The 15,609-nt window shown below is 49.3% G+C and carries 17 protein-coding genes; 14 read left to right on the forward strand and 3 right to left on the reverse strand.

From position 1 onward, the window contains the following. Positions 1-43 precede the first annotated feature (43 nt). Positions 44-1,045, forward strand: a complete 1,002-nt coding sequence (locus tag ABK447_RS01410) for an LLM class flavin-dependent oxidoreductase (protein ID WP_039063808.1) — start codon at positions 44-46, stop codon at positions 1,043-1,045. A gap of 45 nt (positions 1,046-1,090) precedes the next feature. Here ABK447_RS01410 and ABK447_RS01415 read toward each other — a convergent pair whose 3' ends face one another. Next, complete coding sequence (locus tag ABK447_RS01415; RefSeq protein ID WP_221663917.1) at positions 1,091-3,502, reverse strand: S8 family serine peptidase; 2,412 nt, start codon at positions 3,500-3,502, stop codon at positions 1,091-1,093. A gap of 525 nt (positions 3,503-4,027) precedes the next feature. Between ABK447_RS01415 and ABK447_RS01420 the strand changes: the two genes are divergently transcribed. From ABK447_RS01420 to ABK447_RS01440, 5 genes are all read left to right on the forward strand, one after another. Further along, positions 4,028-4,342 (forward strand): hypothetical protein, encoded by a 315-nt coding sequence (locus ABK447_RS01420; protein WP_003150952.1) that lies wholly within the window; start codon positions 4,028-4,030, stop codon positions 4,340-4,342. A 23-nt stretch (positions 4,343-4,365) separates the two neighbouring features. Continuing rightward, positions 4,366-5,196, forward strand: coding sequence for a PRD domain-containing protein (locus tag ABK447_RS01425; RefSeq protein ID WP_007407705.1), 831 nt, complete (start codon positions 4,366-4,368; stop codon positions 5,194-5,196). 219 nt (positions 5,197-5,415) lie between these two features. Beyond that, complete coding sequence (locus tag ABK447_RS01430) at positions 5,416-6,798, forward strand: sucrose-specific PTS transporter subunit IIBC (protein ID WP_020958006.1); 1,383 nt, start codon at positions 5,416-5,418, stop codon at positions 6,796-6,798. After that, a complete protein-coding gene (locus tag ABK447_RS01435; protein ID WP_100001638.1) occupies positions 6,795-8,234 on the forward strand; it encodes a sucrose-6-phosphate hydrolase in 1,440 nt (479 codons plus the stop codon). Before ABK447_RS01430 ends, ABK447_RS01435 begins: the two co-directional genes overlap by 4 nt. Before the next feature lie 63 nt (positions 8,235-8,297). After that, a complete protein-coding gene (locus ABK447_RS01440; protein WP_042635591.1) occupies positions 8,298-8,573 on the forward strand; it encodes a hypothetical protein in 276 nt (91 codons plus the stop codon). 31 nt (positions 8,574-8,604) lie between these two features. Here the strand turns inward: ABK447_RS01440 and ABK447_RS01445 are convergent, their stop codons facing one another. Continuing rightward, positions 8,605-9,417: a bifunctional hydroxymethylpyrimidine kinase/phosphomethylpyrimidine kinase gene (locus ABK447_RS01445; RefSeq protein ID WP_003150959.1), complete on the reverse strand. Its 813-nt coding sequence runs from the start codon at positions 9,415-9,417 to the stop codon at positions 8,605-8,607. A gap of 149 nt (positions 9,418-9,566) precedes the next feature. Between ABK447_RS01445 and ABK447_RS01450 the strand changes: the two genes are divergently transcribed. From ABK447_RS01450 to ABK447_RS01485, 8 genes are all read left to right on the forward strand, one after another. Beyond that, positions 9,567-9,905, forward strand: a complete 339-nt coding sequence (locus tag ABK447_RS01450) for a PadR family transcriptional regulator (RefSeq protein WP_003150960.1) — start codon at positions 9,567-9,569, stop codon at positions 9,903-9,905. Next, complete coding sequence (locus tag ABK447_RS01455) at positions 9,898-10,533, forward strand: permease prefix domain 1-containing protein (protein WP_100001636.1); 636 nt, start codon at positions 9,898-9,900, stop codon at positions 10,531-10,533. The genes ABK447_RS01450 and ABK447_RS01455 overlap by 8 nt, the downstream gene beginning before the upstream one ends. A 44-nt stretch (positions 10,534-10,577) precedes the next feature. Then, positions 10,578-11,105, forward strand: a complete 528-nt coding sequence (locus tag ABK447_RS01460) for a hypothetical protein (protein ID WP_061581646.1) — start codon at positions 10,578-10,580, stop codon at positions 11,103-11,105. A gap of 84 nt (positions 11,106-11,189) precedes the next feature. Next, positions 11,190-11,996 (forward strand): glycosyltransferase family 2 protein, encoded by an 807-nt coding sequence (locus ABK447_RS01465; RefSeq protein ID WP_015418477.1) that lies wholly within the window; start codon positions 11,190-11,192, stop codon positions 11,994-11,996. Between the two features lie 14 nt (positions 11,997-12,010). Then, the gene (locus ABK447_RS01470) at positions 12,011-12,694 is read left to right on the forward strand and encodes a uracil-DNA glycosylase (protein ID WP_221663921.1); all 684 of its coding nucleotides are present in this window, start codon (positions 12,011-12,013) and stop codon (positions 12,692-12,694) included. Positions 12,695-12,753: 59 nt separating this feature from the next. Next, positions 12,754-13,176, forward strand: coding sequence for a YwdI family protein (locus ABK447_RS01475; RefSeq protein ID WP_015387535.1), 423 nt, complete (start codon positions 12,754-12,756; stop codon positions 13,174-13,176). An 18-nt stretch (positions 13,177-13,194) separates the two neighbouring features. Continuing rightward, on the forward strand, positions 13,195-14,514 hold the full coding sequence (locus tag ABK447_RS01480) for a purine/pyrimidine permease (protein WP_094031379.1): 1,320 nt from the start codon (positions 13,195-13,197) through the stop codon (positions 14,512-14,514). Between the two features lie 63 nt (positions 14,515-14,577). Then, positions 14,578-14,949, forward strand: a complete 372-nt coding sequence (locus ABK447_RS01485) for a DUF423 domain-containing protein (RefSeq protein ID WP_012118729.1) — start codon at positions 14,578-14,580, stop codon at positions 14,947-14,949. A gap of 46 nt (positions 14,950-14,995) precedes the next feature. Here the strand turns inward: ABK447_RS01485 and gerQ are convergent, their stop codons facing one another. Next, positions 14,996-15,541 (reverse strand): spore coat protein GerQ, encoded by a 546-nt coding sequence (gerQ, locus tag ABK447_RS01490; RefSeq protein ID WP_094031378.1) that lies wholly within the window; start codon positions 15,539-15,541, stop codon positions 14,996-14,998. Positions 15,542-15,609: the final 68 nt, after the last annotated feature.

Consider the following 15,609-nt stretch of genomic DNA (forward strand, 5'->3'; position numbering starts at 1 on the left):
AAAAACGGCTTAGCAGTGGTACGATGTTGATGAGGTGACAGTGATGATTTCATTAAGTATATTGGATCAATCTCCTGTATCAGAAGGGTCTTCTGCGGAAAATGCTCTGCGGAATACAGTAAGACTGGCGCAGGAGGCGGAAAAGCTTGGATATAAGAGGTTTTGGGTGTCAGAGCATCATTTTTCAGAGCGGTTGGCGGGTTCAAGCCCTGAAGTGCTGATCAGCCATATTGCGGCGAAAACGAATGAGATTCGTGTAGGCTCGGGCGGTGTGATGCTTCCGCATTACAGCGCATATAAGGTGGCGGAGAATTTCCGCGTGCTTGAAGGGTTGACGCCGGGCAGAATCGATCTCGGATTAGGGAGAGCGCCGGGCGGAATGCCGATCGCATCATGGGCGCTGAATGACGGCGGGAAGCGTAATGCTGATCAATATCCGCAGCAGCTTCGTGAGCTGGCGATGTATTTGCATGATACAGCTGATGACAATCACCGTTTTCCGAATCTGACCGCATCACCCCTTATTAAGACGGCGCCGGAAGTCTGGCTTCTCGGTTCTTCGGGGGAAAGCGCGCTTCTGAGCGCAGAAATGGGAGCAGGCTATATGTTTGCCCATTTTATTAATGGAGAAGGCGGAGAAAGCACGACAGCACAATATAAGCGCAGATTTAAACCTTCCGCATTAGGAAAAGAACCAAAAACGGCCGTGGCTGTGTTTGTGCTGTGCGCGGACACGGAGGAGAAAGCGGAGGAACTCGCGGCCGTCATGGATTATACGCTGCTTGCGGGTGAACAGGGGATTCCGCTTCACGGCGTACCGTCTTACGAAACCGTCCGCGGAAATACGTATACACCGTATGAACAAAGACGAATTGCCGATAATCGGAATCGAATGATCATCGGAACGAAGCAACAAGTGAAAGAACAGATTCTGGCTCTCAGTAAAGCATACGGAACGGAAGAAGTGATGGCTGTAACCATTACTCATCATTTTGAAGATAAACTTCAGTCATACCGCCTGCTTCGAGAAGCTTTTGCCGAATGATCAGAAAGAAACCCTGCTGATTGATGCTCCAGCAGGGTTGTTCGGTTATTCAATGATAAAAGGTTTTTCAGTCAGCACCTGGCTTGATTTCCCTTTGTTCGCGGCATAGGCCAGCATATAATATTCTCCTGCCGGCAGTCCGGTGTCACCATTGACTTTGCCGTTCCAGTCGAAATATTGATAGCCTTTATCCTGCTTTTTGTAGATGCCGGCTTGGCCGACAAAGTCAAGATTGCTGTCATATACAAGGAAGGCAAGCTCTTCGGCTCCCGCCGGAAGATAGGTTTCAATTTGGTAGGTTCCCTGCGTTGTGCCGTCCTGCACGTCGATTGACGTCACGCGCGGATAGTCCGGCTCTTTTACAATCAGCAGCGTCGGCACTTTTGCGACTGTTTTTCCGCCTTCACGCACTGTAACGGTTCCCTCATAGGTGCCCGCCTTTACTTTTTTGGCATTGACCTTTACTTTCGCATTGACCTTTCCGGTTTGATGAGCGGGGATCACGACCCGGTCTGTGCCCGAAACGGTAATGCCCGCGCCGTTGAAAGAGTACTCGAGCTGATATGATTTTCTGATGGACGATTGGTTTTCAATCGTAAAGGTTTCTTTTTTCGTTTCATTGCCTTTGTCTTTCATAAACGTTCCGTAAGAATAACTTCCCGGGGCGACAAGGGAGTCTGCTTTGATCGCCTTCATGATTCTGATGCTTCCGGCGCCTTGCGCATTATGCGGGTATACGTCACCGTCCGCGTCCGTTAAGGTTTCCGCCGTGTTCATGAGAGCGGCTTTTATTTGTTCCGGGCTCCATTTCGGTTTGGCCTGCTTGATGACGGCAGCTGCGCCGGCTACATGCGGAGAAGCCATGCTCGTTCCCTGCTTCGATCCGTAGCCGTACGGGTCGGCCGGATCATGAGTCGGAATGGTGCTGACGATGTTTACGCCGGGAGCGGAGACGTCAGGTTTAATCATCCACGTGTCCATAACCGGGCCGCGTGACGAAAAGTCTGCCATTTGTTCAGTGAGCGATTTAGCCACGGATAAATGGAATGTCGCTTTTGTGCCGCCCGCTTTTAATTGGCTGACGAGTGTTTCGCCGTCTTCTGATGAAAGCTTAATCGTCGGCACGGACATGCCCGGTACATTGGCTTCAATTTCTCCCGGGGCATTGTTATACACAACCATACCGATCGCGCCCGCTTTTTTGGCGTTGTCTGCTTTATCCACAAAGGCAATGCTGCCCCGTTTGACGACCGCGACTTTTCCTTTCAGATCTTTGCCTTCAAAATCCTTTTGCTCGCCGATACCCGCCTCTATGAGCTCTGTTTCTTTTTTATTCAGTGCTTTTATGTCATCTTCTTTGTTGTAGCCCATTACTTTCGCTGAGGAATAGGAACCGAAGGAGACGGCGTACTCGTTCAGCGGCAGCTGGGTCGCTCCGACGGAGATGGCTTCTCTGGACGTTCCCGGAGAGCCGACGGTCCAATTGTTCGGCCCGCTGTTTCCGTTTGATGTAACGGCCGTGACGCCTTCTGACATCGCCCAGTCAAGCGCCGTGCTTGTCGCCCAGTCTGGGTTATTCACAGAATTGCCGAGAGAAAGGTTCATGACATCCGCTCCGTCCTGTACGGCGCGTTCGATGCCGGCGATGACGTTCTCCGTTGTTCCGCTTCCGCCCGGACCGAGCACACGGTAGGCAAGGAGTGTAGCATCCGGCGCGACGCCTTTAATCGTTCCGTTTGCCGCTACCGTGCCCGCGACATGAGTTCCGTGGTCAGTCGACGCGCCTCTCGGATCACCGGACGGCGTTTCTTCAGGATCGTAGTCGTTATCCACAAAATCGTATCCTTTATATTGTCCGAAATTTTTCTTTAAGTCAGGGTGTTTATATTCGACACCGGTGTCAATAATGGCAACCTTGACGCCTTTACCCGTATAGCCGAGCTTCCACGCGTCATTTGCCCCTATATAAGGCGCGCTGTCATCCATCTGCGGAGACACGGCATCCTTAGATAGGGTGATGTCTTTATCTTTGAGCTGATCGGTATGATAGGTGACATTCGGATAAACCGCTTTGACATCCTGATCACTCAGCAGTTTTGGGATTTCATTTGCCGGGAGTTTCATGGAGAAGCCGGAAAACACTTGCTCATATTCCCTGTTAATTTTTCCGTGTTTAATGGTTTTGAGCGCTTTCTTTTTCACTTTTGCGCGTTCGCTTTTCAGCTTGCTTTTTGTCTGTGCTTTGCCGAGTTCCTTTGCTTCCGCCAGTGACTTTTCCTTCAGCTCCACGATGACTGTCGTTTGTTTGCCGATGGTCATATCAATGTCACCGAACACCTCAGCCTTCTCAAGATCAGGAGTTTGCGGTTTTGAAGCCGGCGCAGCCTGTGAACTTGTGGATAAGGTAAAGGATAAGACAAAAGCCGGAAGCAGATAACGGATGATTCCTTTTTTCAATCGTGTTTCCCCCTTTTTCTTTATCTAAATTAGAAATCTAGTATATATTTCTTGAAAATTCAAAATAATCCTTGTGACATATGACTCATTTATGGAAATTGGTCTGTGAATAAGGAGGGAGTTATACACAGAATCCTGTGCATAACTGAATAAATTTGTGTATATATATTGTTGGGAACGAATGTTCCTATACAAAATATAGATCAAGTTTGTGGATATGTGGATATATCCTGTGTTTAAGCTGTGCTTAACCAAGGGATAAAGTGTGTATAACTTTTTTTATCGGCTTTTCCATTTTTCAGGTCATTTCCATCAGCTTTCAACAAAACTTCTGAAAACTAGTTTGTTTTTTCACTCATATTGTGACAAACAATTCGCCCGGCCGCGTCTATCATAGAGTCATAGGGTTGCTAGACCCGCTAGTTTTTAGCGGAGAAGGATCGGCCGCCTTTTCCGTTAAAGCGGAGAGAAAAACAGGCCTGCGAACAAGCTGTCTGTCAAAAAGAAGCGGAGGGATGATTTGCAATGAAACGTTTGCTAGTATCTTTACGGGTGTGGATGGTCTTTCTGATGAACTGGATGGCGCCGGGTAACGGAAGATATCCATTAGCCGCCGTGTACGGAAACCAAGCGGCTTATCATAAGAAAGCGAAGCGGACGGCTGGGGCTTTTTCGTTTGTGAGCCGTGTCCGATCGGCGGATTTGACCGATGAAACGAAATCGGCCCGCGGCAGGCTGGATAAAAACCGATGGATGCCTGTCCGCAAAGAATTGCCGAAACGGGAGCGCGCGGGTCCGGCACCTTTACATCATATGAAAAAGAGGGTACAATCCCACTAAACATATGAACGGGAGCGAACCTCTTGAGAATAGACAAAGTATTAAATAACAATGCGGCGTTAATAAAAGAAGACGGACGGGAAAAGATCGTAATGGGTCCCGGAATCGCTTTTCAAAAGAGAAAAAATGATGTGATTCAAAAACATAAAATTGAAAAAATATTTGTCGTGCACGACGAAAATGAAAAGTTCAAACAAGTGTTAGAAACGCTTCCCGAAGAGCATATAGAGGCGGCTGAAGATATCATCAGCCATGCGGAGGGAGAGCTTGCGGCACCTTTGAGCGATCACATCCACATTGCGCTGGCGGACCATTTATCCTTTGCGATCGAAAGGATTCAAAACGGCCTTCAGGTGCATAACCGATTGCTTCATGAAATTAAGGCGCTTTATAAAAAAGAATATGAGATCGGCCGCTGGGCGGTTGAACACGTGAAACAAACCCTCGGTATATCATTGCCTGATGATGAGGCGGGGTATATCGCGCTTCATATCCACACTGCCAAGGCGGATGCCAAAAGCATGTATTCGGCGATGAAGCATACAACCATGATCAAAGAAATGATCGAAAAGATCGAATCCTTTTTCGAACAGAAGGTGGATGAAGACAGTATTTCCTATCAGCGCCTCGTCACGCACTTACGGTATGCGGTCAGCCGGTTGGACTCAAATGAAGCACTCCATTCCATGGACGAGGAGATGCTTTATTTCATCCAAAAAAAGTATCCGTTTGCTTATCGGTGTGCGCTTGAACTGGCGGCGTTTTTAAAAACTGAATATGATTTGGAGCTGCCGGAATCCGAGGCCGGCTATATCACGCTGCATGTCCAGCGTCTGCAAAAAAACCCGGAATAACGCGTCTGTTTCGAGAAACAGACTTTTTTTTTGAAAACATATTGACGAAAGCGCTATCATGAAATAGAATGAAAGCGCATTAAAAAAACTGAATCCGGCGGGATTGTGACTGGTAATGCAGGCAAGACCTAAAATTTGCGTACATGAAAAAGGGATCATGCTGACCTTTTTCGTTGGCGAATTTTAGGTCTTTTTTGATTTTAGAAAGGGGGATACATCATGAATTATCAAGAAACGGCAAAACAGCTTATCAAACATATCGGAGGGGAATCAAATGTCATCAGCGCGACACATTGCGCGACGCGGCTCAGGCTCGTCATTCAAGATGAACAGAAGATCAGCCAGGCCGGCATTGAAGAAATAGAAGGCGTAAAAGGGGCTTTCAGCAGCTCGGGGCAATATCAGATTATATTCGGCACCGGCCTCGTGAATAAAGTGTATGACGCTTTTTCAAAAGAAGCCGATTTGGGGCGGGAAGATCGTGAGACACATCAGGACGCAGCGAAAAAAAAGCTGAATCCGGCCGCAAGATTTGCGAAGACACTGTCTAACATATTCGTTCCCATCATTCCGGCTATCGTGGCAAGCGGACTTTTAATGGGGCTGCTCGGCATGATGAAGGCTTTTCACTGGGTGTCTGAACAATCATCGCTGTTTAAGCTTTTAGACATGTTTTCAAGCGCGGCGTTTATCTTCCTGCCGGTATTCATCGGGTTCAGCGCGGCGAAGGAATTTGGCGGTAATGCCTATCTCGGTGCCGTGCTCGGGGGAATTATGATCCATCCGGCGCTTTTGAATCCGTGGGGGCTTGCGGATGCATCGCCTGATTTTATGCAGCTCTTCGGCTTCGACATTGCGCTGCTCGGCTACCAAGGGACGGTCATCCCCGTACTGTTAGCCGTTTACATTATGAGCAAAGTGGAAAAGGGCACGAGAAAAATTGTGCCTCACGCATTCGATTTATTGGTCACGCCCTTTGTCACGGTGATTGTCACAGGATTTATCACCTTTATCGCAATCGGTCCGCTTGGCAGGGCGATCGGATCAGGCATTACCGTCTCGCTGACATATGTGTATGATCATGCGGGCATTGTTGCCGGACTGCTTTTCGGCGGTCTTTATCCGCTTATTGTGCTTACCGGTGTGCATCACAGCTTTCATGCGATTGAGGCCGGCCTCATCGCTGATTTGGGCAGAAACTATATCCTTCCTATCTGGTCGATGGCGAATGTCGCTCAGGGCGCGGCGGGACTGGCTGTATTTTTTCTGACGAAAAAAGCGAAAATGAAAGAAATCGCTCTGCCGGCCGCATTTTCCGCTTTTCTCGGTGTAACCGAACCAGTCATTTTCGGTGTGAACCTAAGATACCGCAAGCCGTTTATCGCGGGAATGATCGGCGGAGCGCTGGGCGGAGCCTATGTCGTGGTGACCGGTGTCGCCGCCAATGCCTACGGTCTGACCGGAATTCCGATGATTGCCATCACGGCTCCGCTCGGTTTAGGAAACCTTATAAACTATCTGATCGGAATGGGCATCGCCTCTGTCTCGGCGTTTATTGCCGCTTACATTATGGGAGCTAAAGAAAAGGAGGCCGTCAAATGAGAACACCGGATCAAGAGCTGCGCCTGCAGGCTGAGGAAGCGAAAAAGAAGCGGGGAGAAACAGCCGCGTCAGATCCATACCGCCAGAACTATCATATTATGCCGCCGGTCGGGCTTTTAAATGATCCGAACGGCGTGATCCAATGGAACGGCGTATATCACTTGTTTTTTCAATGGCAGCCATTTCATACGGGGCACGGCGCGAAATTTTGGGCGCATGTGACGACGAAGGATTTCGTTGAGTGGAAAGAGGAAGAAATCGCGCTTGCGCCGGGTGAGTGGTATGACAAAAACGGCTGTTATTCCGGAAGCGCCATCGAAAAAGACGGGCGGCTCTGCCTGATGTACACAGGCAATGTCCGTGACGGAGAAGGCAATCGGGAAACGTATCAATGCCTCGCCGAATCCGAAGACGGGATCGCATTTGAAAAAAAAGGAGTCGTCGCGCGTCTCCCGGAAGGCTATACCGCTCATTTCCGTGATCCGAAGGTTTGGAAGAAAGACGGAGCGTATTACATGGTGCTTGGCGCGCAGACAGAAAAGCTCACCGGAAGCGCTGTGTTGTTCACATCAGAGAACTTGACGGATTGGACGTTTCTCGGTGCGATTGCGGGGGCGGACTCCGGCGGTCTCGGGTCATTCGGTTATATGTGGGAATGTCCCGACTTGTTTTCCCTTGACGGAACCGACGTGCTGCTCGTATGTCCGCAGGGGCTTGAAGCTGACGGGATAGAATATCATAACAGCCACCAGGCGGGCTATTTCCTCGGCAGGCTGCATACAGAGCCGCCAGAATTTAAGCACGGTGAATTTACGGAGCTTGACAGAGGATTTGACTTTTACGCGGCGCAGACGCTGGAAGATGATAAGGGACGGAGGATTCTGTTCGCGTGGATGGGCGTTCCGGATCAGCATGAGGACAAACATCCGACCCATGCGTATCACTGGATTCACTGCTTAACGATGCCGAGACAGCTGTCACTGTCCAACGGCAGAATCATACAGCGCCCGCTTTCGGAAATGAAATCACGCCGCACGGATGAACAAAAGCACCGTCTTCAATTGAATTGCTCGTCTGTAAGCCTCCCGGTGAAAGATGCGTCCCGGGCTGAAGTGCTGCTGGAGGACATCACTTGCGAATCCGGTTTTGAAATCTCAATTCGGGGGGCGGCCCGGTTTATATTTCATCAGGAAGAGGGGCTGGCTGTGCTGGAGCGCACCGCTTTCAGCGGAGAAGAAAAAGAAAAGAGAAGCTGCGCCATCAGCGAGGTGCATTCCGTGCAGCTCTTTCTGGATGCATCCTCGATTGAATTGTTTTTGAATGATGGAGAAGAGGTATTCAGCGCCAGATATTTTCCTTTCCCGGGAAATGATGACGTAACCGTCACTTCGGCAGGGAAAACGGAAATAAATGGCTCAATTTGGACACTTTTGTAGAAAATCGTTCTTTTTTCTTATGTGAAACCTATGCCATCTGTGCTATTCTTCAAACGAAAGCCTATGATTCCAGGAATAAAAGGAGTTGTTTTCTCAGTTTTGAAAAATCAGAAGATGACGCCGAAATGTTTACTTGTCAAAGCCGCAGAGCAAGTGGAAGATAAGCGGGAAGAATATAAAGAAGTATTGCTTCAGCTGAATCGCATGCTCAAGAGAGCTGAGCCGCACAATGAATGGAGTGATCGGCTGATGCATACATATGAACAGATGAAGGAATATGCGCTGTTTGTGCAGTCTATTGAGATGTTTTTGCGGTCATCCGCGAAAAAAATGAAATAATCCCCCTCGGGTAATGAGGGGGATATTTATTTTATTTTCCGCTAAGACGCATCGCCGAATGTTTAGTCGGTCCGATGTATTGGTTCAGCGGGAAGGATTCTTTGATTGCCGCGGTGATAAATTCTTTTGCCGCATAGATGGCTTCCTTCACTTCAGCGCCTTTGGCCAGTTCTGCCGTCACGGCGGCGGAGAATGTGCATCCGGCTCCGTGCGTGTAAGGTGTATCAATCATTTCGCTTTCTAATACTTCCGCGGTTTCTCCGTCATACAGCACGTCGATCGCTTTTTCATGTTTCAATTTGCCTCCGCCTGTAATCAATACATATTTCGCGCCGAGTTCGTGAATTTTCTTGGCCGCTTCTTTCATGTCTTCCACCGTTTTTAATTCATCCATACCGCTCAGCTGGCTTGCTTCAAACAGGTTTGGCGTGATGACGGTTGCCAGAGGCGCCAATTGGGTGCGAAGCGCTTCGGCATGCTCCGGATACAGCACTTCGTTCGCTCCTTTGCAGACCATGACAGGATCGATAACGACATTCTTCAGCTGTTTTTCTTTAATCGTTTTCGCCGCAAGCTCTATGATCTCCACGGTAGGGAGCATTCCCGTTTTCATGGCGTCTACGCCGATTCCGTCAACAATCGTCGCCAGCTGTGCGCGAATCGTATCGGCATCGATCGGAAATACTTGATGATCCCAGCTGTTCTCCGGGTCCATCGCTACGATCACGGTCAAAGCCGTCATTCCGTATACGTTTTTTTCTTGAAATGTTTTTAAATCGGCCTGAATTCCCGCGCCGCCGCTGGAATCAGAACCGGCAATAGTAAGTGCTTTGTGCATTGACATATCAATGGCCTCCATCAGTGTTTTATATCTCATTATAGTTAGATTTTCTTCCGATCACAATACGGAAGGCTTGGAGGAATGATTTGACAGCCGCGGAGGATGTGCGTACAATACCTACATAAGATTACTAGGTAAGGGTGAGAAAATAAATGCTCAACAGGGAGCTTGTAAAGGGAAGCACGGTCATTCTGGTGCTGACGCTGCTGAATGAACGGCCCATGTACGGGTATGAACTTGTGAAAGAAATGGAGAAAAGAAGCGGGAATGAACTGCAAATGAAGGAAGGCACGCTGTACCCATCGCTTCATAAGCTTGAACGCCAAAGCTATATTTCTTCTTACTGGGAAAAGCAGACCAAAGGGCCGGACCGAAAATATTACCGGATCACCGATGAAGGAAAAAACATTCTAGCCGAACGGACGAAGGAATGGAATCTGTTCTCCGCTCTGATGGACCGGATGCTGAAGCGGGGCGGGCAGAATGGATAAAGACCTTTATGTGCAGGAAATCAGAAAAGGGCTGGAAGGCAAGGCCGGAAGCCGTGAATTATTAAAGGAAATCGAAAGCCATATTCATCATGCCATTTGTGATCATCTGGAAAAAGGCAAAACCGAAAGCGAAGCGATGGCGCTTATTCTGCGGGAAGTGGGGACTCCGTCTGAGATTATCTCTGCTTTTCAAAAAGCTTCGGCGGTGCCCGCGCGGACTTTTATGCTCTTTTATCTGTTCTGCAACTGCGGTCTTTTTGTGATGGGGGCGATGATTACGATGATGCACGCGTGGAGGATTCATCCCGCTGTTGACGCGCTGTGGAAAGGGATTTCCATGTCAGTATGGCTGATTATGATCGGTTATGTGCTGTATTGGTTCCAAATCGGCTATCAAGCTGGCAAAGAGTTCGGGGCTGGCGGCAAAAAGCTTGCTGAGCGGACGGTATGGGCTTCAATGGTGCCGAATCTATGTTTTATGTTTGTCTTTTTGTTCAATCTGGTTCCGGCTGGGCTGTTTCCTTCGGCGGTCACACCGAGTTTTGCGGCAGTATGCGCCGTTGTGACGGTATGTTTTCCGTTTTGCGGCAAAATAGGTTTTTACGCAGGCAGGCAGAGACTTGCCTGATCTTTTTCACTATATACATAGGGAATCTATATAGGGGTGTTAAAATGAGATTAGGTTCGTGGATGTACGGCGCGTGCGCCCAAATAGCCGTTACCGTATTTACCGTCTGCAGCTTGGTTCTTGCATTGCCCGTTGTGAGTCTTTTTATTATGGTTCTGAATGGGATGCAAGACGCTGTTTTTGTTGTTTTCAGTATTTTGCTTCTTCTATTATTTTATGCGCTGGGATGGATTTGGGCCGTTTCGTTTGCGCGTGAGTGGAAGGTGAAACTTTTCGAGCTGCAGATCAGTTCGCTCATTCCGCTGGCGGGTATATTATACTTGTACATTGACAGCGGGGTGAGTATACCGGAACTGATTCATGATTGGAATGAGGATGGATGTGCGCTTGTCCCGCCGGCTTTTGTCTGTTTGTGCACATGCTATGCGATGGTGTTGGTGCCTGTTTATCAATCAAAACTTTGGAACGCCATGGAGGCGGGCAGACTTAATGCCAAGGCGGTATGCACTGTTTGGGGAGACCTTCTGATCATTCTCGTTTTGCTGGCGGGCATGACCTGGATTTGTTTCTGAATGGGCCGAAATCAAAAATCCCCCCTGATCTCTCCGCCGCTTTATGTTTTAATAGAACATGAGAAAAAGCAGAAGGAGCGGATCATGAATATATCAATTGTCATAGTCACGTATAATCGGATTCCGGCTTTGTGTGAGCTGCTGGAGTCGATTTCCATGCAGACCATAAAGCCTTATGAAGTGATCATTGTAAATGATGCCGGGGAATCGGCCGAACAAGCGAAGCAGCTGTACAGCGATCTGCCGATTCAGATTATTGATTTAGAACAGAATGCCGGACATGTGGAAGCGCGGAACGCAGGTGTGAAAAAAGCGTCGGGTGATTGTATCATGCTGTGCGATGATGATGATTTCATTACGCCGGGCCATTTGGAAAGAATGGCGGCTGCACTTGCTGATGCGGATTTTGTCCATTCTGACGCGGAAATTGTGTCATTTGAAGAACGGGGCGGCACGAGATACCCGGTGTCACGAAAGCCTTTCGCCTATACGGCGGATTATGCGGATATGCGGGTATTTTCCACGTACGTTCCGTCAGGCAGCATGTACAGGCGTTCTCTGCATGACACGTTAGGGTATTTTGATCCGGATGTCCATAATTATTGGGACTGGGACTTTTATTTGCGCGCCGCAAAACAGCACCGTGTGAAGCGTGTTCCTTGCGCGAGCGTCATATATGCGTTTTTTGAGGGAGGCGGCAATCAGTCCGCGGATCTCGGCGGCAAACGGAAGAGGTACTTAGACCGGTTAAGCGAAAAGCACGGGCTTGGGGAGCTCCCGACGAAAAACTTCGCGGTTCTTCTTGAAGAGCCGGACATGAAGAGGCGGGAGGCGCCGACTGACATTGTGTGGGACGGAAAGCCCGTCCATTCAAGACTGCACAGTTCATAAGGGGGACGGACAGTTTGAAGCAGCTTTTAAAAGACAGCTGGTGGAATCAGCTGAAAGATGAATTTGACAAACCGTATTATCAAGAGCTGAGAGAAATGCTGAAACAAGAATACAGCAGCCAAACGATTTATCCTGACAGCCATGATATTTTTAACGCCTTGCATTATACGCCCTATGAGGATGTAAAAGCGGTCATTCTCGGACAGGACCCGTATCACGGGCCAGGACAGGCGCACGGGCTTAGTTTTTCCGTTCAGCCCGGGGTCAGGCAGCCGCCGTCTTTGAAAAATATTTTCATAGAGCTTCAGGACGATATCGGCTGCTCCGTACCGAACCACGGATCGCTCGTCAGCTGGGCGAAGCAGGGAGTGCTTTTGTTAAACACAGTGCTTACGGTTCGCCGCGGTCAGGCCAATTCCCACAAAGGCAAGGGATGGGAGCGGCTCACTGACCGCATCATTGATGTGGTGAATGAAAGAGAGAAGCCGATTGTCTTTATCCTATTTGGGCGTCACGCGCAGATGAAAAAAGAGCGCATTGACACATCGAAACACATTATTATTGAATCGACTCATCCGAGCCCGTTTTCGGCAAGGAACGGTTTTTTCGGGAGCAGACCGTTTTCCCGTACAAACGCCGCCCTTGAAAAAATGGGGGAGCAGCCGATCGATTGGTGCATCTCCGACCTGCCGCAATAAACGGTTTTTTTGAGGCGCTTCCGCCCGGCGGAAGCGTCTTTTTTGACGTTCAGGGCGGTATGCCGTCAGAAAAAATAACAAACTCAATTCTGCGATTCGCTCAGAAATTTGATAAAATGCAGGAAGAAGACAAATTACTGCTGGAGGATTTACTCATGAACATACATATCTCTGCTTTGATTCAGAAGATGGAAGAAGAACTGAGGCAGGCGAAAACGGCGACCCGCACCGAGGAGGTCAAAATGCACGCGGCCGCCATCCGCTCTCTGTGTGATGTCGTGCTCGGCACTCAGACGCACACCGCTCCGGCGCCTGTGCAGAATCCGATTCCGAAAGCGGCGCCGAAACCTTCCGCGTCTCCTTCGACAGACCCGCTGCTGCTTGAAAAAATGATGGGCAGCGCCGGGCTGAACCAATATCAGAAAAAAGCGAAAGACGAACGTGAGGAAGACGGAAACGGGGATTCCATTTTCGATTTTTAACAGGAGAGGTTGATTGACTTGAAACTGATACTCGGGGGTTTGCAATGGACGGCATTTATGATTGCGGCTGCGATTGTAGTTCCTGTCGCCATCGCACAATCATTTCACTTGAACCATGCCGATTCTGCCGCATTGATTCAGAGCACATTTTTTGTGCTTGGCGTCGCCGCGGTCATCCAATGTCTCCAGGGACATCGTCTGCCGATTAATGAAAGCCCGGCAGGTTTATGGTGGGGCGTATACACGATTTACGGCGGACTGACTGGCACGGTGTTCGCGACATTCGGCGAGACGCTGCGGGCGCTGCAGGGGGCGCTGTTATTAAGCGCTGTCTTTTTCTTTTTGTTCAGCCTTTTTAAAGTGATTGAACGGCTGGCCGTGCTGTTTACGCCGGTTGTGACCGGTGTGTATCTGCTGCTGTTGGTCATGCAGCTGAGTCAGCCGATTGTGAAAGGCCTTTTGGGCATCGGCTATTTAAAAAACAGCGTCGACGGCCTTGTATTCGGGCTCGCCATGGTTGTGACGGCGGCGATGTTCATCATGTCCCGATCGAATGTTACGTTCTTAAGACAGTATGCGATTCTCCTTTCGCTTGCCGGCGGATGGATCTTATTCGCCGTCTTCGGCGCTGCCAAACCGATTCAAATACCGGACCGCGTGATTCAGCTGCCGGCTCTTTTTCCGTTTGGAAAACCCGTGTTTGACAGCGGCCTGATTATTACGTCACTCTTCATTACCGTGCTTTTGATTGTCAACATGCTCGCGAGCATCCGGGTTGTAGAAGCGGCGGTGAAAAAATTCGGCGGCACCGTCGGGAAACGGCGTGAGCGTCCGGCTGGGTTTGCGGCTTCGATCAGCCACCTTTTGAGCGGACTGTCAGGGGGCATTGCGCCTGTGCCGATTTCAGGGGCGGCCGGTTTTATTGAGATGACGAAGCTTCCTTCGAAAAAGCCGTTTCTTTTGGGAAGTGTATTTGTCGTGATCATCAGTATGATCCCGCTATTTATGAATGCGTTTGCGAGTCTGCCCTCACCGGTCGGCTTTGCGGTAAACTTCGTCGTTTTCTCCACGATGGCCGGTCTCGCCTTTACGGAGTTTGACTCTTATGAGAGAGAGGAGCAAAAACGAATCCGCTCCATTATCGGTCTGGCGCTCCTGACGGGGGTCGGCGTAATGTTTGTGCCGGAGAGCGCGTTATCAGGGATGCACCCGATCCTGATTTCGCTCTTAAGCAACGGTCTTGTGCTCGGGACGCTGCTGGCGATAGCGATTGACCGAATCCAGCTTATCAAAAAGAAAAAATCCGACAATCTCGTGTCATCGGACGGCGGACGTTGAATTTTGCCGATGTTGGGTTATGATTGAATTGGAAACTTTAACGAAAAGGCGGGAGAAAAATAGATGAAAGTGTTTATTATTCTTGGTGCGATTAACGCTTTATTGGCCGTGGCGCTGGGCGCTTTCGGCGCGCATGGGCTTGAAGGGAAAATCCCCGATAAATATTTGCAGGTGTGGCACACAGGCGTGCAATATCATATGTATCACGCGCTCGGTCTTTTGGTTGTCGCGTTTTTGGCCGAAAAGCTTTCTGGCGCAGGCAGTGTTTCTGTTGCGGGCTGGCTGATGTTTGCGGGCATCGTTCTGTTTTCAGGAAGCCTGTACGTATTGAGCGTGACGCAGATTTCCATTCTCGGCGCGATTACACCGCTCGGCGGCGTGGCGTTTATCATCTCTTGGATTATGATTATCGTCGCGGCCGTCAAATATTTATAAAGAAAAAAAGCCAATCCTCTGTCAAGTGAGCGATTGGCTTTTTGATTTATCTCGGAGAATAAGAAGACATGGAGTACGGATAAGTATAAGCGATTTCCTCATCAAACGTGATGTAATCAAGGTAAATGGTCAGAAGCAGATAGCGGGTGCCCGTTTTCGGATCGCTGATGATGATATGGTCACGTCCCGCCGCCTGAATCACACCGCGGAAAATCTTTGAATTCCATTCTTTGCTGTTTTCAAATGTCATATAAATCGTCGCCGTTTTGCCCCGGTTCAACCGCAGAATATTTTCAATGTATGACTCTTCAATCGGCAGCATGCCGGGAACGTTTTGTGACGATGATGGACCTGACGGAATCTGAAAGCTGCCGCCGCCCTGCTGCTGCGGCTGGCCGGGGAACCCCCCGCCGAAGCTCTGCTGGCCTTGCTGCATCGGCATTTGCTGCTGCATCGGCATCATTTGTGATCCTTGGCCCTGAGGCTGCGGATAAGGATTAGGCCCGAGCTGCGGCTGGTATCCTTGCATATCCATTCCCATTCCCATCCCCATCCCCTGCATTTGCTGATATTGATTCTTTTTCGGTTTCATATTGTTCCTCCTTTGATGAAAACCTCTTGATGCTGAAACCTCCTGACAAGTATCAGACAGCCGACAGA

Origin of the sequence: Bacillus sp. hwrm1 (genome assembly GCF_040207805.1) — a bacterium.
In the GTDB taxonomy this organism is placed as follows: Bacteria; Bacillota; Bacilli; order Bacillales; family Bacillaceae; genus Bacillus; species Bacillus velezensis.

Coding starts and splice junctions, on each gene's coding strand:
- ABK447_RS01445 (WP_003150959.1), bottom strand. CDS start 9,417: ATGTCAATGCACAAAGCACTTACTATTGCCGGTTCTGATTCCAGCGGC.
- ABK447_RS01450 (WP_003150960.1), top strand. CDS start 9,567: ATGCTCAACAGGGAGCTTGTAAAGGGAAGCACGGTCATTCTGGTGCTG.
- ABK447_RS01485 (WP_012118729.1), top strand. CDS start 14,578: ATGAAAGTGTTTATTATTCTTGGTGCGATTAACGCTTTATTGGCCGTG.
- ABK447_RS01420 (WP_003150952.1), top strand. CDS start 4,028: ATGAAACGTTTGCTAGTATCTTTACGGGTGTGGATGGTCTTTCTGATG.
- ABK447_RS01475 (WP_015387535.1), top strand. CDS start 12,754: ATGCCGTCAGAAAAAATAACAAACTCAATTCTGCGATTCGCTCAGAAA.
- ABK447_RS01435 (WP_100001638.1), top strand. CDS start 6,795: ATGAGAACACCGGATCAAGAGCTGCGCCTGCAGGCTGAGGAAGCGAAA.
- ABK447_RS01455 (WP_100001636.1), top strand. CDS start 9,898: ATGGATAAAGACCTTTATGTGCAGGAAATCAGAAAAGGGCTGGAAGGC.
- ABK447_RS01460 (WP_061581646.1), top strand. CDS start 10,578: ATGAGATTAGGTTCGTGGATGTACGGCGCGTGCGCCCAAATAGCCGTT.
- ABK447_RS01465 (WP_015418477.1), top strand. CDS start 11,190: ATGAATATATCAATTGTCATAGTCACGTATAATCGGATTCCGGCTTTG.
- ABK447_RS01440 (WP_042635591.1), top strand. CDS start 8,298: ATGATTCCAGGAATAAAAGGAGTTGTTTTCTCAGTTTTGAAAAATCAG.
- ABK447_RS01410 (WP_039063808.1), top strand. CDS start 44: ATGATTTCATTAAGTATATTGGATCAATCTCCTGTATCAGAAGGGTCT.
- gerQ (WP_094031378.1), bottom strand. CDS start 15,541: ATGAAACCGAAAAAGAATCAATATCAGCAAATGCAGGGGATGGGGATG.
- ABK447_RS01430 (WP_020958006.1), top strand. CDS start 5,416: ATGAATTATCAAGAAACGGCAAAACAGCTTATCAAACATATCGGAGGG.